Origin of the sequence: Thalassobacillus cyri (genome assembly GCF_900107755.1) — a bacterium.
GTDB classification, from domain to species: Bacteria; Bacillota; Bacilli; order Bacillales; family Halobacillaceae; genus Thalassobacillus; species Thalassobacillus cyri.
In genome coordinates, this window is record NZ_FNQR01000003.1 from 17,386 (window position 1) to 40,229 (window position 22,844).

Here is a 22,844-nt window from a genome sequence, read left to right on the forward strand (position 1 = left end):
TCTCCCTTTCTTACAATAACATTTGATAAGGGTGCTCAAGATAATAGACGATTTCATTTAAAAAGGAACTGGCAGGATCTCCATCAAGAGCCCGGTGATCAAACGTCAAGCTAAGTGGTAAAAAGGTTCGTTCTGCTAATTCTCCGCACTGGAATACGACCGATTTTTGATAAGTTCCTACTCCTAAAATCCCGGCTTCCGGTGGATTCAAGATCGGTGTGAAGTATTCAATTCCGGACGCACCTAAATTGGTGATGGTAAATGTGGATCCCTTCATCTCATCGCTGGAAAGCCTGTTTTCTCTTGCTTTTTTGCTGAGAGAATAAATTTTTTCTGCCAACTCCAGGATGGTTTTATTTTCGGCCTGGAATACTACCGGAACAACCAGCCCTTCATCCAAAGATGTTGCCATTCCCAGATTAATCGTTTCGTACGTATGGATTTCATCATTGGTAAAAGCACTGTTAGCTGATTTATGTTTTCCTAAGGCCATTACTGTTGCCCTGGCAATAAACGCTGTTAATGTTAGAGAAATGTCGGCATCTGTTTTTTGCAATTCCTGTTTCGCTTGTTTTTGAATTTCCTGTAACTCGGTGATATCCGCCTTTTTCATTAGGGTGAGCTGAGCGCTCTCCTGCAGGCTTTGATGCATACGATCTGAAATTACTTTCCTCATTCCTTTAGCTGGAGTTACTTTGGAATTTGTATGCTTCTTGGCAGGTTGTTCAGGTATACCAGATGCAGTTACCGGACTTTCTTTTTCTTCCTCAATGGCTGAAGTTTGGTCTAAATAATTCTGTACATCCTGCTTGGTAATCCGCCCTTGTGGGCCTGTACCGAATAATTCTTCCATTGGGACTCCATTGGATTTCGCCATTTTCTTGGCAGCTGGTGATATTTTAATTCTTTTACCTATATCTGTTGCCTGCTTTTCTTCGGTCAAAACAGCAGTTGCAGCTACCTCACTAGAGGCTGAAGTTTCTGTTGAGAATTTAGAAGGGTTGTCTCCTTCATCAGAAGAAGTGTCGAGCTTTTCACCTGCCTCCCCAATATATGCTAATGTGTTGCCCACTTTTAACGTTTCATCTTCCTTCGCCATAATCTTCAAGATTACTCCATTCGCCGGAGCCTCTAATTCGTTGGTTATTTTCTCTGAGCTGATCGTAACCAGAGGCTCCCCTTTCTTTACTGGTTCGTTTTCTTTTTTCAACCACTCAGCAATGGTGCCCTCCTGCATGCTCATTCCAAATTTCGGCATCACCACTTTCTCTGCCATGGCATTCCCACTCCTTCATTCATCAGATTAATAGCTAGTTAAATAGTTACAATCGATTCATCATCGATCAATTCAGAAACTACGGCTAATATTTTTTCAGGTGATGGTAAGTACAAATCTTCTAAAGCTGGCGAGAACGGTACCGGGCTATGAGGTGCTGTAACCATTTTGATTGGTGCATCCAGATAATCAAACCCTTTGTCCGCTACCAGTGCTGAAATATCTGTTGCTGCATTGCAGCGAGGGTTGGCTTCATCGACTATGAGCAGCCTGCTTGTTTTCTGAACGGATTTCAAAATTGTATTCTCATCTAGTGGAGATAAACTTCTAGGATCAACGACTTCTGCTTCGATTCCCTTTTGTTCAAGCTGTTCAGCAGCAGTAAGCGCTGTGTTGACTTGCTTTCCGATTGCTACTATCGTTAAGTCATCCCCTGAGCGTTTGATGTCCGCCTTTCCGATCGGGATCGTATAATGTCCTTCTGGTACTTCTCCTTTAACATTGTAAAGTGTTTTGTCTTCAAAAAAGACAACCATATCGTCATCTTCAATAGCAGATATCAGCAGTCCTTTGGCATCAGCCGGGCTGGATGGAACAACAACCTTGACACCTGGAATAGCGGTAAACATGCCATAAAGTGTCTGAGAATGCTGAGCTGCTGCACGGAATCCTGCTCCGTGCATCGTACGGATCACAAGTGGAATTTTCGCGTGGCCGCCAAACATGTACCTTAATTTAGCGCCCTGGTTCATTACTTCATCAAGACAGCTGCCGATAAAATCGTTAAACATCAATTCTGCAATCGGCCGCATTCCGGTGGCAGCTGCACTTACAGCTGCTCCAACATAGCCTGCTTCAGCTATCGGAGTATCAAGAATCCGGTCACGTCCAAACTCTTGAACCAATCCTTTGGTAACACCCATTACTCCGCCCCAGGCATCTTCATCTCCAAGATGATCAAGGTCCGCTCCACCGGCTACATCTTCCCCCAGCAAAATAACATTTTCATCGTTTCTCATCGCTTCTTTAATCGCTTCATTAATCGCATCAGCAAATGAAATTTGTCTTGCCATGGTTTATTCCTCCCCGCCTGGTTTATAGTTCACATACACATCAGTGGTCAGTTGATTTGCCTCCGGCATTGGACTTTTTTCCGCAAACTCCTTTGCATCTGCAACGGCTTGCCGCACATTTTCATCAATAGAGTGGAGCTCGTCCTCTGTGGCAAGATTATTCGATAATAGATGTTCCCGGAATCGAATAATGGCATCTAATTCATTCAGGTGCTGCTCCCTTTCCTCCTGTGTCTTATATGTCTGGGCATCGCCTTCAAAATGTCCATAGTTTCGATAAGTAACACACTCGATCAGACTAGGCCCTTCCCCGTTACGGGCACGTTCTACCGCTCGCTGTGCCGCTTCATATACAGCCATCGTATCTTTTCCGTCCACCGTTTCTCCCGGGATATTATATCCGGCTGCTCGATCAGCAATTGATTTACAACTGGAAGCATATTCAAATGGCGTTGATTCTCCATAACCATTATTTTCCGCTACAAAAATGACAGGAAGATCCCAAATAGCTGCCTGGTTGATTCCTTCATGGAAGGTTCCGTGATTGTTGGCACCATCACCAAAGAAGCAAACCGCTACACCGCCAGTTTTTCTTAATTTAGCGGATAAGCCTGCTCCAGTCGCCAGCGGGAAACCGCCACCGACAATACCATTTGCTCCAAGCATCCCTTTACTGACATCGGCAATGTGCATAGAGCCGCCCTTTCCTTTACAAAGGCCGGTGGCTTTTCCATAGATTTCTGCCATCATGCCTTTCAGGTCACATCCTTTAGCTATGCAATGCCCGTGCCCGCGGTGTGTGCTCGTAATGTAATCCTTATCATCTAAATGGGAACAAACGCCGACCGCAACCGCTTCTTCCCCTGCATATAGATGCACGAATCCTGGTATGGTTCCGGTACTGAACGTTTCATGGACCTGATCTTCAAAACGACGAATCTCTACCATCTTCTGATACATCCATTTGGCTTTTTCAGCTGTCAGTGACTCTTGCTGGACTTCCGACACTCTCATACACGTCGCCCTCCTTAATTTTTGTAACGCTCTAACGGAACTGCCTATGGAGCGTTCTACTTTTAACTATTGCAATTTTCATGCCAAAAAAGAAAACGCTTACATAATAAGCGTTTTTAAACATTTCTCTATTTATTTTTGACGGGAAAATGAGACAAAGTGGGAAACTGTCTCATTCTGTCTCAAAATGTTCCATTACCCTAATTCGTATTTCTTCAATTTTCGATAAAAAGTGCTGCGGGGAATACCAAGCTGCCGGGCAGCGGCCGAAGCTCTTCCTCCGTGCTGTCTCAACGCTTTTTCAATATACTCCTTTTCCATCTGCTCACGTGTGGATAATTCAACAGAAAAACTTTTTTCTCTTTCATGTGGAGTTATTTGCCGAATATAGGCATCAACATCTGCAGGATCTGGAGATTGTTCACCATATTCTGTATAAATTCCTTCTAATACATTAAAAAGCTCACGAATATTCCCTGGCCAATGGTAGCTTTGCAAGGCACGAATAGCTTCTGTTCTCCAGGTAAATTGCCAATTTCGTTTCTGAAAATAATAATCTACTAACTCAGGAATGTCCGACAGCCTGCTTTTAAGCGGTGGCATATGAAGAGGATAAACATAGATTCGATAATAAAGATCTTCCCTGAATTGCCCCTTCTTAACGAGCCCTCCAAGTGACTTATTGGTTGCTGTAATAAGACGAAATGAGACAGGTATTGGCTTTTTCCCGCCAATAGGCACTACCTTTTTTTCTTGCAGCGTTCGCAGCAGAGCAACCTGGGTCTTTACTGAGATGTCACCAATTTCATCTAAAAATAAAGTTCCGCCATTGGCCTGGACTATTTTTCCCTCATAACCACCCCTCTGAGCACCAGTGAATGCTCCACCTGTATAACCGAACAGTTCGCTTTCCAACAGGTTTTCAGGTATGGCGCCACAATTTACCGCAACAAACCGCCCAGTGGATTTACTGCAATCATGAAGTGATCTCGCCATTACTTCTTTTCCTGTCCCTGTATCTCCAGTAATATGAATAGTCACGTTCTTTTTAGCAGCCTTTTTCGCACGTTCTATTACTTTTTGAAAAGCACTGCTTTTCCCAGCTACTCCGTGAAAGTGGAACGAGGAGTTCCAACCTTGGACTACAGGTGATTTTTCATGATTTGTTAAAGTGATATGATGCCCGATGATTTCACTTGAATCTTTAGCGTATACAGGAGACTGTTTGTGATTTGTCGGTAATTCAGAAATCGTAGCAGGGACATTGGTAATAGCAGCCGATGCGTAAACTAGCTGGTTGTTACGATTATAAATAATGAAGGAACGGTTACTGCCTCTTTCTTCTTTCAACCCTAAATTGACTAACTCAAGCTCTTCTTCTTTCATTATATGCTGCCACTTGCTTTCAATCGCATAGGCAGCAGCAACTACTGTCGCAAGCACATGCTGATAGTGGTCGGGTATATATGGACTTGAAATATCCAGAGCACCAATCACTTCGCCATTTTCATCTTTAATCGGAGCAGCTGAACACCCCCAAGTTTGCGAAGCTACTGAAAAATGTTCCATGCCATTAATAGCGATTGGTTCTCCAATTGCCAATGCAGTTCCTATTGCATTCGTTCCGACTTGTTCTTCCGTCCATTTCACGCCCTCTGTAAAGTTTATCTGACCCGCAGTAGCTTTCACTTGTGTCTCCCCTACCATCCGAAGGACATAGCCCTCACGATCGACAAGCAGCAAAATCACATTAGAATCATGGTACATAACTGCAAGCTTTTTGATAAACGGTTCTGCCAATTGAATCAGCCGGCTATTTTCTTTTCTCCTTTTCTGTAACGCATCATAAGACAACAATTTGGTGCCTTTCCCGTTGTAAGGATCGACCCCAAGCCGTCTACAATGATTCCACGATGTTTGAATCCGCTCATTAATACGTGAATCATCCAATACACCTTCCTGGACAAATCGTCTCCAATCTCCTTTTGTGATTTGTTCCACCACGGGATCCTTCACCTCTTTGAATGGTTTTAAATTTAGTCAGAAAAAGAGCGTACTATCTCTTTTATTCGATTATAATTATTCTGGTTCCTCCCCCTATCACTCAAATTTCCGAAAATTCCTACAAATATTTTAATATATTTAAAACCAAAGAGGATGATCGCTCTGTTATATTAGCTAAAGACAAGCCAACACTCACGTTGACTACTTGTTATCCCTTTGATTTTGTCGGTTCTGCACCAGACCGTTACATTGTTCAGGCAGAATTAGTGTCCGTAGACAAAAATGGATAAACACTAACAAGGCGCTGCAATTGCAGCGCCTTTCTATTATCAGTGATAAAAAAGGAATCAGCGGGAGAAAGTTTGTTGTAATTTAAGGGAGAATCGACCTCGATGTTTATTGGCAGGCTGTAGCGGGAAAATATTATATAACCCAATTCCTACAGAAAGGATGAGTACTACTATGGGAAGAAAGGCACAGTATCAGCCAGTTGGCGGAAATGGGATTGATCCAACAGATGCACAAGAAGTCCACTATGCGAAAGAATTCAAACAGGCAGATAAAGCTGGTGGATACCGAAAACAGAAAGTCAAAGAAGCAAAAAGAGAAAATCCTGATTTAAAACAATAAGTCATAAAAAAAGCAGCTTTTCATAGCTGCTTTTTTTATGGCATCCTTTTCAATAAGGATTAAAATTACCGGGTTCCATAACATAACAGAAAATAGCCTACTTCTTTTATGTCATGTAATACTTAAATTTTTCTGGAATGATAAAGGAAAACATTCAGGTTTTCCTTTTCATCGATAGTGCCCAGCAATATATCATTCACACTGATGTTTTTGTATGTAAGTGAAAGTTTGTTTAATAGCCACCCTTCATCTTTACCCAGCTGTTCTAATTCTTTATAGTCGATCTTTTTTTCTTTGATTACCGTTTTAGGAAGTTTAAATGGCTTAACTGGTGCACCAAACGTCGATGGTGTCAGTGGTTGATACTGGGACCGTAAAAAGAAGGAAACCGTTCCTCCTGGCTCCCATAAAGCAAGTGCGACTTTCTGGACATCCTCCGTCTTTTCTTTGCGAAGTTCCGACAAAAGTACATCAACCGAGACCCGTGCTTTCTTTAAATTTTTGTACCGAATTTCACCATTTTCGATCAGTGGTATGGGTGCTGGGATAAATAACTTTCTCACCTTGGGTGATCGTACACTTAATAAAATCCCAATCAAGTAAAGGATCAATATCACACCCATCGTAATCATAGATCCCTTTAATCCTAACCCTTCATCCGATAATGGGTGGGCAATGATGTTGCCAATCAATAGTACTATCACAAAGTCAAGCAAACCGACTTGTGAGATGGAACGCTGGCCCATTAGTTTGGCTAAAATAATGAAGAAAATGAAACCGACGATTGCTCTTAACGTCCATTGAACCGCAGTAAGAGACTCTTGAGAGCTGAAGAAATCCACACATACTCCCCCTTAACATATAAATCACTATCTTATTTTTAGCCAATTCACCTTAAATTATCAAAGATTATTAGAAAAAAATTCTGCTAATATAAGTCATAACCCGTGCATACAAAACAGATTGGTTTCCCGATTTTTGTAAAAATATCTCGATATATGTAAAACGATTTTTACAGGGATTTTTGTCGCTTTGTCGAATTTCAATGATATAAGGAATTAGCATAATAACTTAACATAATAAGAAAGGGTGTAAGTATGTTGAAAAACAGTTTATTTAAATGGATGCCCTATAAAGACCAGGATACAAGCGAAAGAAAACTAGTGGAAGTAATGAAGCGTTTGAGAATCAACGACTACCATTTCAATTGGGATCGCAACAGTTGCTATATAGAGTTTGAATATAAAGAACAGTCTTACCGATTGGAACACTCTGTCGAAAAAGCAAAACGGAAAGGCATTCTGTTAAAAAACGGCGTAGAATGTTTGGCGGCACTTACCCAGACACTCGAAGACCTTTGTATGATTATTGATCGCGGCACTTACCCATTTGAAACATGGATAGCGGGGATGCAGCAGCCCTCATCAGAAGAAAAAAAACCTGAAGTTACAGAGGAAAATCAAGTATCTTCCGAGGAAACTACTCCTGCAGAGATTAAAAAAAATAAAGAGTTCATTCCTTTTAGAAAGGATGCTACTGTAAGAGACTTTGAGCGGAAGCAGGTTATCAACGGGGGACAGCGTAAATAATTTCACGAATGTGGAAAAGCTGTGTAAATTTGATATCAATTCAATTACATTGCTGATAACTGGCGGCTGATTCTAGTAAGATGTATTTAAAGAGTGGCAGTAAGCAAGACCAGCGCCTCCCCCTGGCGCTCGGTACGCTTGCTGCCTTTTTATAGGAAAATATAAAAAATCCACTTACTGGTGTAAGTGGATTTACTCTTTATATGGAGCATAGCGGGCTCGAACCGCTGACCTCTACACTGCCAGTGTAGCGCTCTCCCAGCTGAGCTAATGCCCCGTAATTCAATTTATTAACTCGACAATCAGTATTATATAACGAGTTCTTCATAAATATCAAGAGGAAAATACAAACCCTGCCAAATTTTCAGCAGGGTTTGTATGGTTGCATTATATTTTTACTGGTGATAGGCATTGTAATAACGGGTCATCGCAACCGCAAAATCTCCGCGCGTCACTTCTTCGTTCGGGGTAAAGTACGCTTTGACAGTCGGTTCTAAGTCATACTTGCCCTGTGTGACTTCATAGCTTGCATTGATAATGTTCAAGTCCAGTGCATATTGGACATACCCTTTCATTGAATCAGAAATTTCATTTGCATCTACCACTTCTATTCTTTCACCTTTATATTCAACCGTCACGTTATCGGAAAAAGATTGTGCTTCGTCTTGTAGACCTAGACTTTGCACTAAAGAATAGGCTAATTCTTCTCTCGTTACACGATCGTCAGGCGCAAATCCATCCGCTTTCGACAGCATCACACCATCATACTGATGCTTGAAATCCATGAAAGCTGCCCCATCTGCGGTTACTGCTTCGACAAACGGCCTATCACTCTCATCAACATCCACAAAACTTGCTCCCTCAAAAGGCAATGATTGGCGAATTTCTGCACCCATCACGAGATATTCTGCCAGCTCACTGCGTACCAGCTCCTGATCCGGCTTGAATTCTCCATCAGCATAACCATCAAACAACCGTTCATTGATGCCCATTTGGATTGCTCCAGCTGCCGGGTGGGCAGCAATATCTTCAAGTCCTGTGTATCCATCTACTTTAGTATAAGCTAATGTTCCTTCCACTTCTTCCGGCAAACCTAAACCATCGGTCGGATTCAAATCATCACCCTTCAAGCCTCTCACTTCCGCTTTCCAGGTTCCAGCTTGTGGAGAATTGACAGTAACCGTCCGGTCCGTATAAAGCGTGAACAAAAGACTAATACCGGAACTGTACTCGGTTCCATCAGGAGCGATTAATACGAGATTGATAGGATTTCCGGTTTCTTCAAGCAGCCCTTTGCCATTCACTTTGGCCGTCAATCCGCTCAATCCCTCTTCCACTTCGAATTCGTAGTGGTTATCGGACACATAGGTCAATGGATTGTAATCAACAGTAAATGCTTCTCTTTCCGTCATACTTTCCACTTCACTATGGAAAGTCCTTTTTGCGTTGACTGTTTTTCCAAAGTCCTTATTGAAGAGAATACTGTCAACGGCTGCGTAAGCATTAAGATAGCCCGCACCGACTTCCCATGGTTCATATCCCGGCATATTCGTAGCTGTCTGCTCGATGATCTCCTTCACCTCATCCGGTGAAAGCGTCGGGTCAGCTTCTAACATAAGCGCTACAACGCCTGCGACATGGGGAGTTGCCATTGATGTGCCGCTCATCATCGTATAATAAGGGACATGAGCTGGATCGATTTCTTCCAAATCAGAATCAATCGCTAATGAACTGACAGGTGCAATGACACGAGTCGAAATGATGTCTACCCCAGGGGCGGTGATCGTCGGTTGATCCTTCCACGTCCAGGTTTTGCCGTCTAACTCGAACGTGCCCCCGACACTTTTTGTTCCACGAGAGGAAAAGTCAGCAAGCTTGCCGTCTTTTTCACCAGCACCAACGGAAATGACCCATGGTGCTTTAGCGTAAGGATTATGTGTATTCTCCCCCGGACCCTCATTACCGGCTGCAAATAAAACAGTAATGCCACGGTCATATGTTTTCTTGCTGGCAATATTCACTGGATTTTCTGGATCAAAGTCCCCGGAAGAGCCCCATGAGTTCGTAATTACACGGATATTGTATTCATTTTGATGCGTGATCGCATAATCAAATCCGCCGATCGTATCCAGTACGAAAAGTGCTGCACCAGAACCATAGCCGATCAGATCAGCTCCAGGCGCTGCTCCTTCATATAAACCGCCTGACATAGCCCCGGTACCACCAACTGTTCCAGCGACGTGAGTACCATGACCAGAGTTAGTATCCGTATTTGGCACATTTTCTGTATAGCTTACTGGAAGAAGTCCAGGTGCCAGACTGTTCAAGTTGGTAGAACCTGCAACATTCTGCACAAGGTTCCGGCCAAGCTCATGGTCTTTATGTGTACCATCGACTCCGCTATCATTGACAACTACCCCTATGCCTTCTCCGGAAATAGGCATGCCGCCATTTTCAGCTGTCATGTCTGCATCCGTACGGGCCTTATCGACGCCAGTAATTTCAGTAGCATCGGCATTGTAGTATTCTAGTTCCTTGTTCAAATAAATCGAACGGACTTCGCTTCTATCTGCCAGCTGATCGATCTGATTCTTAGTTGCCAACAATCCAACGATCGGCAATGACTGCATAGCAACGCCTGTTTCGATTCCAAGTTCCTCCAGCAATCCAAGCTGATTATTGGTTACACCTCCATCGCCATGAAAAGTGACGATGACTTGATAAGGGCCTGATTCCGTTTCCAAAATTTCAGTCAGATCGGGGTCGATGGTCACGCTGTTTTCGACTGCATTGACCATTGTGCCTCCAGCAAACAAAGTAAGTACAAGTACTGCTATACATAATAAGCTGATCAGTCGTTTCATCAAATTGCTCCCTTCCATTTACTTGAAATAAGTCTGGTAATAGCGTGTGATTGCCACTGCATAATCGCCTCTTGTAACTGTTTCATCGGGTTTGAAGCTTGCTTCGATCGTCGGCTGTAAATCATAGTTCCCTTGACTGACGGAAAAATAAGCATTCAATATGTTCAAATCAAGCGCCAGCTGGACATAGCCTTTCAATTCCGCAGGAACATCTGCTTCATCGGTTACAGCAACACGTTCTCCTTTATGTCTCACAGTCAATTGTTCACCATTCAATTGCTCAGCTTCTTCTTGCAGACCGAGGCTCTGGACTAGAGAAAAAGCGAGTTCTGCCCGTGTGACTGCCTGCTTTTCTGAAAATTCCTCATCAGCGGTGGGAAGCATCACTCCGTTATGGATTTGCTGTTTGTCTAATAAGGCTGCACCTTTTGCGGTCACCGCCTCGGCAAACGCTCTGTTTTCATCTTTTACATCCCGGAAACTAGAGGTACCTTCCGATGGCAATGACTGGACAACGCCAGCTCCCATTACTAAAAACTTAGCTAGCTCGATTCGTTCCAGCGGTCGATCGGGTTTATATGTTTGATCGTTGAAACTATCAATCAATCGCTCGCTGACAGCCATTTTGATTGCAGCTTCTGTGGGATGTCCGCTGATATCTTTCAATCCTGAATAACCTGTAGCTGATTTCAATGCCAGCTCTCCTTCTATCGTTTCCGGCAAAGCAAGCGTTCCTTCCAGTCCCTCCAGCTTAACCTTCCAGGTACCCGGTACTGGATCAGCCACCTGCACTGTACGATCCGTGTAAAGGGGGAACAGGACAGAAATTCCTGAACTGTATGTTGTCCCATCGGGTGCTTCCAAAAGTAGATTCACTGTATTCCCTGTTTCTTCTAATAGTCCCTTGGCATTGATACGTGCGGTTACTTCATCTATTCCTTCCTCAACTTCAAAGGCATAATCATTTCCAGACAAGTTTAGTGGGTCATACTCGATAGCAAAGGAATCATAGTCCACCTCGGTTTCGACCTCTGCGTGGAAGGTACGATTCATGTTCACGGTACTGCCATAACTTTTATCCGAAAATGCCGCATCTACAGCCGCATATGCATTGACATAGCCTGCTCCTGTTTCCCAAAGTTCATATCCTGGCATATTAGTCGCTGTGTCCTGGATTAGCTGTTTTACTTCTAATGGCGATAACGTCGGGTCAGCCTCCAGCAGTAAAGCAACGACTCCAGCGATGTGAGGTGCTGCCATTGAAGTCCCGCTCATGGTTGTGTAATATGGCAGGTGGCCAGGATCGATATTCTCTGCATCATCGGCCGCCCCCAAAGATGATAATGGAGACACGACTCTAGTAGAGATAATGCCCACACCAGGGGCTGTAATCGTCGGCCGGTCTTCCCATGTCCATGCCTCTCCGTCAACGACGACTTTTCCACCTTTTCCATCAACACCCCGGGAAGAAAAGTCTGCTAGTTTTCCATCCTTTGTTCCAGCTGCAACCGTGATGACCCATGGAGCTTTTTTATAGTTACCAGAAATTGTCGCTTGTCCTGGACCGGAGTTTCCAGCTGAAAATACAGTAACGATTCCACGATCGTATAATTTTTTCGTAGCAATGTTGATCGGATCGTGCGGATCAAATGCTGTTCCAACATCGCTCGTGCTCCCCCATGAATTAGTGATGACTCGAATATCGTATTCGTGCTGATGGGTGAGCGCATAATCAAAGCCGCCAATCGTATCTAAAATTGTGACGGCAGCACCCGAACCATACCCGATCAAGTCTGCCCCCGGCGCTACTCCTTCATATTTCCCCCCTGACATCGCACCTGTTCCGCCAACGATTCCAGCTACATGGGTGCCGTGGCCGGAATCCGTATCGGTATTCGGAACATTCTCAAGGTAAGTAATCGGAAGAAATTCACTGACAGCATGTAGATTCAAAGAAGCATCCACATTTTGCACTAAGTGTGATGGATATTCATGATCTTTATGCGTTCCGTCTACGCCGCTGTCATTGACAACCACGCCCACTCCGCTACCTGAGACTGGCAGACCGTCATTTTTCTTTCGGAATTCTTCCGAGGTCCGTACTCGATCTACACCGGTAAGGTCTGTAGATCCCTCATTTTCGTACTCCACATCATGGTTGAAGTAAATAGAACGGATTTCACTCTTTTCCTTCAATTGGTCCATTTGCTCTTTCGTAATTAAAACTCCTGCCATTGGAAGGCTTTCAAACGTAATGCCTTTCGTGATTCCGGCCTCTCTCAATACTTGCAAGTGTGAAGATGATAGAGCTTCCTGTCCCTCAAATGTGACAATTGCTTCGACTGGTCCTTCCACACTCGCCAGTTTGTTTACCAATGCAGTATCTATGACTGTTCCTGAGGTATTGGCTGATCCGCCAGAAGCGTATGGAAAGAACCCTAATAACAGACCAGCAATCAATATCATAGTAGTAATAAGTGATTTCACTTTCATATTAACCCTCCCACTTGTTCAGAATAATTGAAATATTAATGTAATTATCTCACTTCACAGGTAAAGTAACTATTCACTAATAGATGTAAAAAATGCTCTTCCTAAGTACTAAAATCAATTACTACTTTGGTACTAACCATTGATTATTTAACATTTAGAACAAAAAAAACAGCCCTTCCGAAGAAGAGCTTAAGAACCAGGCGGTAATGGTACCAGCTGGTTCTGTACCGCATATATCACTACTTGGGATCGGCTTTTGACATTAAGCTTTTTAAATATTTTACTTACATGAATTTTGACAGTCTTATCGCTAATGTATAGACGTTTGCCGATTTCCTTGTTGCTTAGTCCTTCTACCAGACACAAAAGGACTTCTTTTTCTCGCTCCGTGAGTTGGTTGTCGCTGCCGCTCTCCGCTTTTTGTTGATGAATAGCAAACAGTTTTTTTGTCATAGACGGATGGACCACCGACTCTCCTTTAAAGACATCATGAATCGCTTCGATGACTTGTTCTGATGGTGAATCTTTCAATAAATAACCGTCAGCGCCTTCTTTGATCGCTGACATGAAATATTCATCATGGTTATACATTGTCAGAACGAGCACCTTAACATGTGGGTGGTCTTTTTTTATCATCCTTGTCACTTCAATTCCATTAATATCGGGAATATTGATATCCATCAGTATTATATCCGGGTCTGCTCCCTCTACGATTTCCAATGCTTGTTTTCCATTTACCGCTTCCCCTACTACCAAAATATCCTCAGCCATTCCTAATATGTTTTTTAAACCATCCCTTAAGACAGCATGATCATCTACTAGCATAACTTTTATCAATCGTTTCCTCCCCTTCCACTCCTAATTTTGGAACTAACAACGTAATCTCTGTCCCTTCTCCTTCTTTACTGTCAATTTGTATGGAGGCGTTGATTTTTTCTGCCGCTTCATTCATATTCAAAATTCCGAAATGAGGGCGGTTCCTTGCCTTGATCATCGCTTGATAGAGAGAAAAGCCGACACCATCATCTTTCACCTTCACTAGAACATGCTCCGATTGGTAGCTGAGCAGAACATCAACCCTGCTGCTTTGTCCGTGTTTGATACTATTTTGCAAGCTTTCCTGAAAGATCTCGAACATGACCTTCTCAACAAAAGGACTCAGCTCTTGTTCTTCTCCTCTGATTTCAAGTTTTATCTCTAAGTCTTGATCATGATCAACAGCATCTATCTTTTGCATAATCGCTGACGACAGACCAATTCGAGCGGTAGGATATGGACGCAGGGCATAAATCGAGTCCCGCAGTTCCTTTAAGGAATGCCTCATTTTATGAATGCTTTCATCCAATAACACCCGGGTTTCATCTTTTTTTGTATCAAATTTCTTCTCAGCTGTTTCTAATTTCATCAATGCGCCGGCAAGGGTTTGAGCCACACCATCATGAATATCACGAGCAATCCGGTTTCGCTCCTCAAAGATCAATAAACGTTCCTGCTCATGAAAAAGATTTCTTGTTTTTATAACCACCGCCAATTGGTTTGCGATCGTGGACAGCGAAGCAACATCATCTTTCGTGAAGCTTTTCGTCCTGCTTCTCGCCACTACTAACATCCCTACCATTTCATCTTCCAGCAGCAAAGGGGTATACAACAGCGCATGAAGATCCGAGGCAAAGCATTTTCCAGCTATACCTGCCTCTTTTGTTGTGTTTTGATAGAGGACTGATTCTTTTATACAAAGGAACTTTTCCTTCGTATTCATAGGGAGACTGACATCCTTCTGTACTCTTCCATCCTCAAAACTCCTTTTCCATTCTCCATTCTCTCTGATCCATAAAATCGCAGCATCGGAATCGATGAACTCCTTTAAGTTATCCGCCAAATTTTCCATCCACCGATCGGAAGGAAGCATATGATTCAACTTCGTTGATATGGAAAACAAGGAATGAAGGCGATTCTTCTCCTTCTTTAATCGGGCGATCATCGAGCTGAGCAGTGCCAGGCCGACTAAAGGCGAGAAAAAGAAAAAGTATGAAAATATGTCTATCTCTCCCCGGTTCTGTGTCCCTACCAGGTAAAAAATAATGCCATAAGATAAGGAAATACCGGCACCTACAATTTCAGTAGCCATTTTTTGCTTCCAGGCATTGAACGTATAGACTTGAGGGCGAAGCAACAGGACGATATCGACAAATAGATTGTTGAACAAATAATATAAGAATACGATTGCAACAAAGTGTATAACGCCATTGGTAAAACCGGATTGGAATGCCGGCAAGAAAAATTCTGCCAGTTGGACGGCCAGGAAAAAGCTTAAAATCAATTGGGAAGGATTGAAAAAAACGATACGCAGCGGGTAGCGGCGAATCAGATAGATGACAAAGACAATACTAGCGAACAATGTAACTGTGTAGGCCAGGCCAAACGCTAAATACATCACATAGATGATAGGAAAGTGCAGCGATGAATTTCCCCTCCAGACAGGGATGGGGTAAAATTCAGCCAGCCACAAAAATGTTCCGAGTAATAACAGAATGTGGGCATCCTCAATTAACTGGAGGTTCAAAAGGCTTTGGAAAATCAGTACCCATCCCAACACTGAAACAAAGATCATATATATTTTTGCATGTCGTTCTTTTTGGTTTGGGGTAAGTTTCTGCATTCCATCACCTTTTTTATAATATTCTGGTAATTAAAATATTAGCTGAATCCTATACGTTTAGCAATTATTAAAAGCGTGTTACACCTGTTTAAGTATTTTCAAAGGAGGGAAACGCTGTTCCTAAGGAGGGGTAAAAATGCAACCGAACTATCAAATTTTTGGTGACGATGAACAGATGGGTGAATCCATCGACAGGATTAAAAGTCATGGTGTAGACGAAGATAATATTTATATTATTTCTCACGACAATGACCATGTCAGACGAGCTAAAAGGCAAACAGATGCTAATAAAATAGGCGTCAGCGAGACTGGCCTCGGTACTGCAACCAAAAATGTCTTCCGGGGAAAAGATGATAAGTTGATTTCCAAATTGAAAGAGATTGGTTTTGACCAGTCCAAGGCCAAGGAACTCCATAAAGAATTAGAAAAAGGAAAAACTGCATTAGTAGTGACTAATGAAGAGGATGTTAAATTCTAAGGCCTGAAATCCAGGCCTTTTTTGTATGTAAAAACAAAAACGGACTGGTCGAATGAACAATCACTGACCAATCCGCTTGTTACCTGCTCTGTTGAGCGATAACTTCCTATTATTATTACAAATAATCCTGAAGGTGACTATTATCTAAAGGATGTAATCGGTTAGTACTTTAGTTATATCAAACGGAACTCATTTAACTGGCACTTTAATATATTGCCGCAAGACATTCTCCATCAACTGCTTCCCTTCCAGCGTCCCGATCGATTCGGGATGAAACTGGACCCCTTCAATCGGATAGTTTTTGTGCCGGATCCCCATAATTTCACCTTCTACGGTTACGGCGGACAAATCAAAGGTCTTCGGCAGACTCTCCATATCCACAATTAAGGAATGATAACGCATCGCTTCCATCGGGGATGGTAATCCTTCGTATATTCCTTTTTCATCGTGATGAATGAAGGAAGACTTGCCGTGCATCAACTTTTCTGTCTTTACCACTTCTGCCCCGAACGCCTGGGCGATTGCCTGGTGGCCGAGGCATACACCGAAAATTGGAAACTTTCCTTTGAACTTATCAATGACTTCCAAGGTCAATGGTGCATCACCTGGTGAACATGGCCCTGGTGACAGGAAAATCAAGTCAGGCTGCAGCTGCTCTATTTCCTCTATGCTTACCTTGTCATTACGTCGAACGATTATTGTTTCTCCCAATTCCCCTAAATACTGTACGATATTATAGGTAAATGAATCATAATGATCAATCATGTAAATCACTTTGCTCAGCTCCTCTCTGCTCTTCCTCCTCCGCTACTCGACTAATTCACGTACATTATTATAAAAACGATCCAGGGCTGCCTCTCGTTTATGCTCATCTTTCAAGTTTTCTACCTCTGCCTCTACCAGGCGGATAATCTTGCTCCCGATAATCACCCCGTCGGCATGCTCGCGAATCATTCGAACATCATCATTGGTTGAGATACCAAATCCTACTGCTACAGGTACTGGACTGTGCTTTTTCACTTTCTCAATGAAGTGTGTAACTTCAGAAGATAACTGATTTTCACCGCCGGTTACCCCAAGGGTGGATACACAATAGAGAAATCCGCGGGCTTCTGAAGCAATTTTCTGTATCCGTGCCTCCGAGTTAGGTGCGACCAGGGATATATATTCTATCTCGTGTTTCAGTGCCAGTTCCCTGACACTCTCGCTTTCTTCATAGGGAAGGTCTGGAATAAGTACTCCTTCTGCCCCATGCTCCTCAAGCAGTTCAAAAAACGTTTCCTCACCGATGCGGAGGACAGGATTATAATAAGTGAAGACGACAACAGGGATGGTCAGACCTTTTTCACGCATCGTCGGTATCAGTTCAATCGCCTGTTTCAAAGACATTCCATTATCCAGTGCGCGTTTCGCAGCCCGCTGGATCGTTGGTCCATCAGCCAATGGGTCAGAGTATGGAATACCAAGCTCCAGGATATCAGCCCCTGCCTCCTGAAGCTTCAAGGCTAGCTCAATTGTTACCTCCGGAGAAGGATCACCTGCTTCAATGAATGGAATGAACAGGTCTTCTGTCTTACTGAGCTTCCCTTGGAATAAAGTTTGTGTCAGCATGTTACTCCTCCCCCTTGAAATGATTCATAATGGTAGCCAGGTCTTTATCACCGCGCCCGGAAAGATTGATAAGGATTGTCTTATCCCGCGGTAAATCCTTCGCTTCTTTGAACGCCTGAGCTAAAGCATGAGCGCTCTCGACAGCGGGGATGATGCCTTCCGTCTCTGTCAGCAGCTTCAATGCGTCCATCGCTTCCTCGTCGGTCACCGCTTCATAACGTACTTGTTTGGAATCAAACAAATAAGCATGCTCCGGTCCGATGCCAGGGTAATCAAGACCCGCTGAAATCGAATAAGGCTCTGTTATCTGACCATGTTCATCCTGCAATAAGAAGGTCAACGAACCGTGAATCACTCCCCGGTCGCCTTTGGTCAATGTCGCCGCATGCTCCTCCGTATCGACACCTTTCCCAGCGGCTTCCACACCGATCAGTTCGACATCGTCTTCTAAAAATGGATGGAACATCCCGATCGCGTTACTGCCGCCCCCGACACAAGCATAAATGTAATCTGGCAAAGTCGGCTCTCCTTCAAGAAACTGACGCTTCGATTCATCACCGATAATGCGCTGGAAATCACGAACCATGCGAGGATATGGATGTGGACCGACCACGGAACCAATCAAGTAAAAATGATCTTCACAGTTCGCTACCCAGTAACGGATCGCTTCATTGGTCGCATCTTTCAAGGTTCCTCGGCCACTGGACACAGGAATCACTTCTGCCCCGAGCATTTTCATCCGGAAAACATTCGGTTCCTGGCGGCGGATATCTTCTTCCCCCATGAACACTTTGCATTCGAGACCGAACTTGGCCGCTACCGTAGCCGAAGCGACACCGTGCTGGCCTGCTCCGGTTTCTGCAATGATTTTACTTTTTCCCATCCGTTTTGCAAGCAACGCCTGCCCAATGGCATTATTTAATTTATGGGCGCCGGTATGAAGTAAATCTTCCCGCTTTAAATAAATCTTAGCCCCGCCTAACAAGTCTGTGATCTTATCCGCATGAGTAAGCGCTGTTGGTCTCCCCGCATACTTTTCTAACACATGATGATACTCCGCGATAAAATCTTTATCTGCCATAGCTTCATCAAGCGCTTCTTCCAGTTCCTGCAATGGAGCCATCAATGTTTCGGGCACATATTTACCGCCAAAATCACCGTACCGCCCTTTTTGATCCGGATATACTTGCACCATAGTTTGCCACCTCTCTCATCAGCGCTTGAATTTTATTTCGATCTTTTTTATTTTCCGTTTCGGTGCCGCTGGAGAGATCAATTCCTCCAGGGTAATAGCTTAATACCTCTCCTGCGTTTTCAGCAGTGATGCCGCCCGCAATCAGACATGGCACTCCCTGACGCTCTGCTTCTTTCCTATAAGCAGGGACCGCTTCCCAATCGAATTGCACGCCGGTCCCGCCATAAACCCCTTTCACTTTGGAATCTACTACAAAGCCATCGACGGCTCCTTTAAATAGATGCATATAATCGACCCCGAAGTCGGCGTGATGGATCACTTTCCATACTGGTAAAGAAAAATGTTCTTTAATCTGAAGCACTTCCGAAACCGTTTCATTGCCGTGTAATTGGATGATATCGAGTGGAACATAGTGCAGTACGATTTCAAGTTCCTCTATGGTTGGCTCCACAAAGACACCGACCAGCGTTTGGTCTGGATTCACTTCATTAATCCAGCGCCCGGCTCTTTCAGGCCTAACATAACGTTTCGTCCCTGGAACGAAAATGAACCCGAGATGAGTCGCCTGAGAATCTGCACTATAAGCTAAATCCTGCTTTGACCGGTTTCCACATAACTTGACTAAAGGCTCTCTCATGAGCGGACACCTCCCATCAAACGAGTCACCGCATGATTGAGGTCATTCTGCCGCATCAACGCTTCACCGACAAGAATTCCTTCTGCCCCTGCAGCTGAAACCTGTTCGATATTTTCATAGCTGAAAATGCCGCTCTCAGAGACTATTAGACTTTCCTTTGGTACCATTGGGGCGATCTTTTTCGTTTGTTCCAGTGTAGTTTCAAAGGTTTTGAGATTCCGGTTATTGATACCGATGATTTTCGGGGTAAACTCCTTCAAAATTCCTTCCAGCGTTTCTTCCGAATGAACTTCGACGAGCGCTTCCAAACCAAGACCCTCCGCATGCTGGTAAAATTCGTGCAACTGTTTCGGCTCTAACGCTTCACCGATCAACAGAATCGCATCTGCTCCGATCCTGGCACTTTCTTCGATTTGAATGGAATCCATAATGAAGTCTTTTCGTAATACCGGCAGATTCACTACCTTTTTTATATCGCTTAAAAAGTCCCGGTGACCCTGGAAAAAATGCTGGTCTGTCAGTACAGAAATTGCCTGGGCACCTGCTTTTTCATATTCCCGGGCAATGACGACAGGGTTGAAATCATCACGGATGACCCCTTTGGAGGGAGATGCTTTCTTCACTTCCGCAATCAAACCTGCAAGGTAAGGTGAATGCTTTAAGGCATCATGTAAGGAATAATGAGTAGTGCTTTGCTCTTCTGGCAGGAAAATCTTCTCTATCTCTTGTTGTTTGATGGCGAGAATCGTTTCAAGCATATTTCTGCTCCTTTGTATGTGTGATTGCTTCAAAGTATTCCCTTACTATACCTTCCTCAAGCGCTTTTTTCACTTGCTTCACCCCTGTCTGGATGCTCTCGGCTTCACCTGCGATATATAATCCTGCCGCCGCGTTCATCAATACGATGTCACGCGCGCTGTCATTCGCTTTGTTATAGACGATATCCTGGATGATCGCTGCACTTTCTGCCGGATGGGTGATTTGTATATCTTCTAATTTTCCACGTTTCAGGCCGACCTCTTCCGGGCTCAGTGAAAATCTGGTAACCTCCCCATCTCTCAATTCCACGATATCTGTTTCTCCCGTAATGGTTATTTCATCAAGACCGTCACGGCCAGTCACAAGCAAAACATGTTTGGAACCAAGCGCCTTCAGGGTGCCTGCTAACTTTTCGCCATAGTTCGTATCATAGATTCCGATCAACTGGCGTTTCGTCTGGGCGGGATTGGAAATCGGTCCGAGCAGGTTGAAGACAGTCCGGAATCCAAGCTCCTGCCTTGCTGGTACCGCATGCTTCATCGCCTGGTGATAATTCGGTGCAAATAGGAAGGTCATCCGTTTTTCTTCCAGGGCACGCTTCCCTTCTTCAGGTGTAACTTCTAAGGGCATCCCCAACATTTCAAGCACATCGGCGCTTCCACTTTTGGACGATACTTTTCGGTTCCCATGCTTCGCCACTTTCACACCCATGGCGGCCAGCACAATTGCAACTGCGGTAGAAATGTTAAAGGTTGAACTTCCATCTCCTCCGGTTCCGCAAGTATCAATAACCGCATCGTCTTCAATATCCATTTTCAACATATTATTTCGCATCGCTCTGGCAAAACCGGTCATTTCTTCGACCGTTTCACCGCGGTAGCGCAACACGCTCAATACGCTCATCAATTGTCCGGTAGAGACTTTCCCCTGCATGATTTGATTCATCAATTCAAAGGCGTCCTGTTCCCCTAGCCTTTCTCCTTCAACGACGCGTTTCAATAATTCTTTCATCTCTGCTCCACTCCTTCTCTGCTCTTCTCAAAAACCTTCTCAGCTAACTCGATTGTCTTTTTCAATGCGCTTGCTTTATTCAATGTCTCTTCATATTCGCTTTGCGGGTCAGAATCGGCAACAACTCCCGCACCTGCCTGAATATATGCTTTTCCTTGATACAGGATCATTGTCCGGATGGTGATGCAGGAATCAATATTACCGTCAAATCCAAGATAAAGGATACCTCCTCCATATAAGTGTCTGGGAGTTGGTTCTAATTCCCGTAAAATCTGCATTGCCCTCACTTTCGGTGCTCCGGATAATGTTCCAGCCGGGAACGCAGAATACAATGCTTCAATCGGGTGGACATCCTTCCGTAATTCTCCGGTCACTTTACTGATGATATGCATTACCTTAGAAAAGCGTCCGATGGTCATGAACTCCGGCACCTCAACGGACCCGTATTCGGCTACGCGGCCGATATCATTGCGGGCAAGGTCGACAAGCATTCGGTGCTCGGCCCGTTCTTTTTCATCAGCCAGCAGTTCCTTAGCTAATGAATTGTCGTCTTCTTCCGTTGCGCCTCGTTTTCTCGTTCCCGCAATCGGATGAATCTCTAATCTCTCGTTTCGGACTTCTAATAGACGTTCCGGAGAACTCCCGATTACTTCAAGTTCACCAAATTTCAAATAAAACATATAAGGCGACGGGTTCACTTTCCTCAATACCCGATACAGCTGAAAACCGCCAAGCTTCGTTTCTGCCTCGAATCGCTGGGATAGTACCGCTTGAAAAATATCGCCGGCGTGGATGTACCGCTTCACTTTTTCTACATCCTGCAGGAATGATTCATGGGTATAATTGCTTTTCAAAGGGACCTCTTCTTCAGCCTCTTCATCGTTCGTCAGCATAAGATCATGAACAAATCCGTTGTTCATCAACTGATCGCTGAGCTCTTTGATTCGCGCCTTGGCCAGGTTGAAATTCTCTTCCGGTTCAATCCCGTTTTCCAATCGTGCGAACTGCATGATCGTCGTCTCTTTCGTTTTATGGTTATAGGCGATCAACGTCTGGCAAAACAACAAGTGGTAGTTTGAAATCGGGATATCATCCTCGATGGCATAGGGGACCGGTTCTACATCCGATATAGCATCATATGCGATATAACCGACGGCCCCTCCACGGAACGGAACAGCGACATCCGGTTCTTTTACTTTCAAGTACTCCAAGGAGCAATCGAAGGCATCCTGTAAATTCGGAGCTTCCATCACATATTTCCGTTGCATGTCTTTGATTTGAAAAGTTTCCCCGCTTTGTTCGACTTCCATCATAGGTTCGATACCGATAAACGAAAAATTGGACCATGGGGACTCCGGATCTTGGCTTTCCAGCATATAAACCGCTTCGTCCTTCAATGCCTGAAACATATGAATCGGTGTCAGTGTATCCGTATAAAAGGATTCTGTAACAGGAATAGTCTGATGCATGCGTGCATCATTCAGAAAAGCTTCACGTGTGGTCATGTCCTCACCTCTCCATATGATTATGGAGAATGAGAGTTTGAGGGTA

20 protein-coding genes and 1 tRNA gene are annotated in these 22,844 nt (G+C 44.0%); 4 read left to right on the forward strand and 17 right to left on the reverse strand.

Going from position 1 to position 22,844, the window contains the following annotated elements; genetic code table 11:
• Nucleotides 1-10 precede the first annotated feature (10 nt).
• From BLV00_RS04225 to BLV00_RS04240, 4 genes are all read right to left on the reverse strand, one after another.
• Nucleotides 11-1,276 (reverse strand): dihydrolipoamide acetyltransferase family protein, encoded by a 1,266-nt coding sequence (locus BLV00_RS04225; protein WP_093042767.1) that lies wholly within the window; start codon nt 1,274-1,276, stop codon nt 11-13.
• Nucleotides 1,277-1,314: 38 nt separating this feature from the next.
• A complete protein-coding gene (locus BLV00_RS04230) occupies nt 1,315-2,349 on the reverse strand; it encodes an alpha-ketoacid dehydrogenase subunit beta (protein WP_093042769.1) in 1,035 nt (344 codons plus the stop codon).
• A gap of 3 nt (nt 2,350-2,352) precedes the next feature.
• Nucleotides 2,353-3,363: a thiamine pyrophosphate-dependent dehydrogenase E1 component subunit alpha gene (locus tag BLV00_RS04235; protein WP_093042771.1), complete on the reverse strand. Its 1,011-nt coding sequence runs from the start codon at nt 3,361-3,363 to the stop codon at nt 2,353-2,355.
• Between the two features lie 195 nt (nt 3,364-3,558).
• The gene (locus BLV00_RS04240; protein ID WP_245728814.1) at nt 3,559-5,364 is read right to left on the reverse strand and encodes a sigma-54-dependent Fis family transcriptional regulator; all 1,806 of its coding nucleotides are present in this window, start codon (nt 5,362-5,364) and stop codon (nt 3,559-3,561) included.
• A 23-nt stretch (nt 5,365-5,387) separates the two neighbouring features.
• On the opposite strand from BLV00_RS04240, the gene BLV00_RS04245 reads away from it, so the two are divergent.
• Nucleotides 5,388-5,657 (forward strand): sortase domain-containing protein, encoded by a 270-nt coding sequence (locus tag BLV00_RS04245; RefSeq protein WP_093042774.1) that lies wholly within the window; start codon nt 5,388-5,390, stop codon nt 5,655-5,657.
• A gap of 172 nt (nt 5,658-5,829) precedes the next feature.
• Nucleotides 5,830-5,997, forward strand: coding sequence for a YfhE family protein (locus BLV00_RS04250; protein ID WP_093042776.1), 168 nt, complete (start codon nt 5,830-5,832; stop codon nt 5,995-5,997).
• Nucleotides 5,998-6,119: 122 nt separating this feature from the next.
• Here BLV00_RS04250 and BLV00_RS04255 read toward each other — a convergent pair whose 3' ends face one another.
• On the reverse strand, nt 6,120-6,839 hold the full coding sequence (locus BLV00_RS04255; protein WP_093042780.1) for a DUF421 domain-containing protein: 720 nt from the start codon (nt 6,837-6,839) through the stop codon (nt 6,120-6,122).
• 255 nt (nt 6,840-7,094) lie between these two features.
• On the opposite strand from BLV00_RS04255, the gene BLV00_RS04260 reads away from it, so the two are divergent.
• Nucleotides 7,095-7,586: a hypothetical protein gene (locus BLV00_RS04260; protein WP_093042782.1), complete on the forward strand. Its 492-nt coding sequence runs from the start codon at nt 7,095-7,097 to the stop codon at nt 7,584-7,586.
• Between the two features lie 204 nt (nt 7,587-7,790).
• Here the strand turns inward: BLV00_RS04260 and BLV00_RS04265 are convergent.
• From BLV00_RS04265 to BLV00_RS04285, 5 genes are all read right to left on the reverse strand, one after another.
• Nucleotides 7,791-7,863, reverse strand: a tRNA-Ala gene (locus tag BLV00_RS04265).
• A 118-nt stretch (nt 7,864-7,981) separates the two neighbouring features.
• Nucleotides 7,982-10,450: a S8 family serine peptidase gene (locus tag BLV00_RS04270; protein ID WP_093042784.1), complete on the reverse strand. Its 2,469-nt coding sequence runs from the start codon at nt 10,448-10,450 to the stop codon at nt 7,982-7,984.
• An 18-nt stretch (nt 10,451-10,468) separates the two neighbouring features.
• Complete coding sequence (locus BLV00_RS04275; protein WP_093042786.1) at nt 10,469-12,943, reverse strand: S8 family serine peptidase; 2,475 nt, start codon at nt 12,941-12,943, stop codon at nt 10,469-10,471.
• A gap of 189 nt (nt 12,944-13,132) precedes the next feature.
• Entirely contained in the window at nt 13,133-13,780 is a 648-nt protein-coding gene (locus tag BLV00_RS04280; RefSeq protein ID WP_093042788.1) for a response regulator, read from the reverse strand.
• Nucleotides 13,755-15,602: a GAF domain-containing sensor histidine kinase gene (locus BLV00_RS04285; RefSeq protein WP_093042789.1), complete on the reverse strand. Its 1,848-nt coding sequence runs from the start codon at nt 15,600-15,602 to the stop codon at nt 13,755-13,757. The genes BLV00_RS04280 and BLV00_RS04285 overlap by 26 nt, the downstream gene beginning before the upstream one ends.
• Before the next feature lie 136 nt (nt 15,603-15,738).
• Here BLV00_RS04285 and BLV00_RS04290 point away from each other — a divergent pair, with 136 nt between their 5' ends.
• On the forward strand, nt 15,739-16,080 hold the full coding sequence (locus tag BLV00_RS04290; protein WP_093042791.1) for a YflT domain-containing protein: 342 nt from the start codon (nt 15,739-15,741) through the stop codon (nt 16,078-16,080).
• A gap of 189 nt (nt 16,081-16,269) precedes the next feature.
• On the opposite strand, the gene BLV00_RS04295 is transcribed toward BLV00_RS04290, so the two are convergent.
• Genes BLV00_RS04295 through trpE form a run of 7 tightly spaced genes read right to left on the reverse strand, consistent with a single transcriptional unit; the run spans nt 16,270 to nt 22,798 of the window.
• Complete coding sequence (locus BLV00_RS04295) at nt 16,270-16,854, reverse strand: anthranilate synthase component II (protein WP_093042793.1); 585 nt, start codon at nt 16,852-16,854, stop codon at nt 16,270-16,272.
• A gap of 33 nt (nt 16,855-16,887) precedes the next feature.
• Nucleotides 16,888-17,691, reverse strand: a complete 804-nt coding sequence (gene trpA / locus BLV00_RS04300) for a tryptophan synthase subunit alpha (protein ID WP_093042795.1) — start codon at nt 17,689-17,691, stop codon at nt 16,888-16,890.
• A gap of 1 nt (nt 17,692) precedes the next feature.
• Nucleotides 17,693-18,886, reverse strand: a complete 1,194-nt coding sequence (gene trpB, locus BLV00_RS04305; protein WP_093042797.1) for a tryptophan synthase subunit beta — start codon at nt 18,884-18,886, stop codon at nt 17,693-17,695.
• Complete coding sequence (locus BLV00_RS04310; RefSeq protein ID WP_093042799.1) at nt 18,846-19,523, reverse strand: phosphoribosylanthranilate isomerase; 678 nt, start codon at nt 19,521-19,523, stop codon at nt 18,846-18,848. The genes trpB and BLV00_RS04310 overlap by 41 nt, the downstream gene beginning before the upstream one ends.
• Entirely contained in the window at nt 19,520-20,281 is a 762-nt protein-coding gene (gene trpC / locus BLV00_RS04315) for an indole-3-glycerol phosphate synthase TrpC (protein ID WP_093042801.1), read from the reverse strand. Before trpC ends, BLV00_RS04310 begins: the two co-directional genes overlap by 4 nt.
• Nucleotides 20,274-21,293 carry an anthranilate phosphoribosyltransferase gene (trpD, locus tag BLV00_RS04320; RefSeq protein ID WP_093042803.1) on the reverse strand — a complete coding sequence of 340 codons (1,020 nt, stop codon included), beginning with the start codon at nt 21,291-21,293 and terminating at the stop codon, nt 20,274-20,276. The genes trpC and trpD overlap by 8 nt, the downstream gene beginning before the upstream one ends.
• The gene (gene trpE / locus BLV00_RS04325; protein ID WP_093042805.1) at nt 21,290-22,798 is read right to left on the reverse strand and encodes an anthranilate synthase component I; all 1,509 of its coding nucleotides are present in this window, start codon (nt 22,796-22,798) and stop codon (nt 21,290-21,292) included. Before trpE ends, trpD begins: the two co-directional genes overlap by 4 nt.
• Nucleotides 22,799-22,844 lie beyond the last annotated feature (46 nt).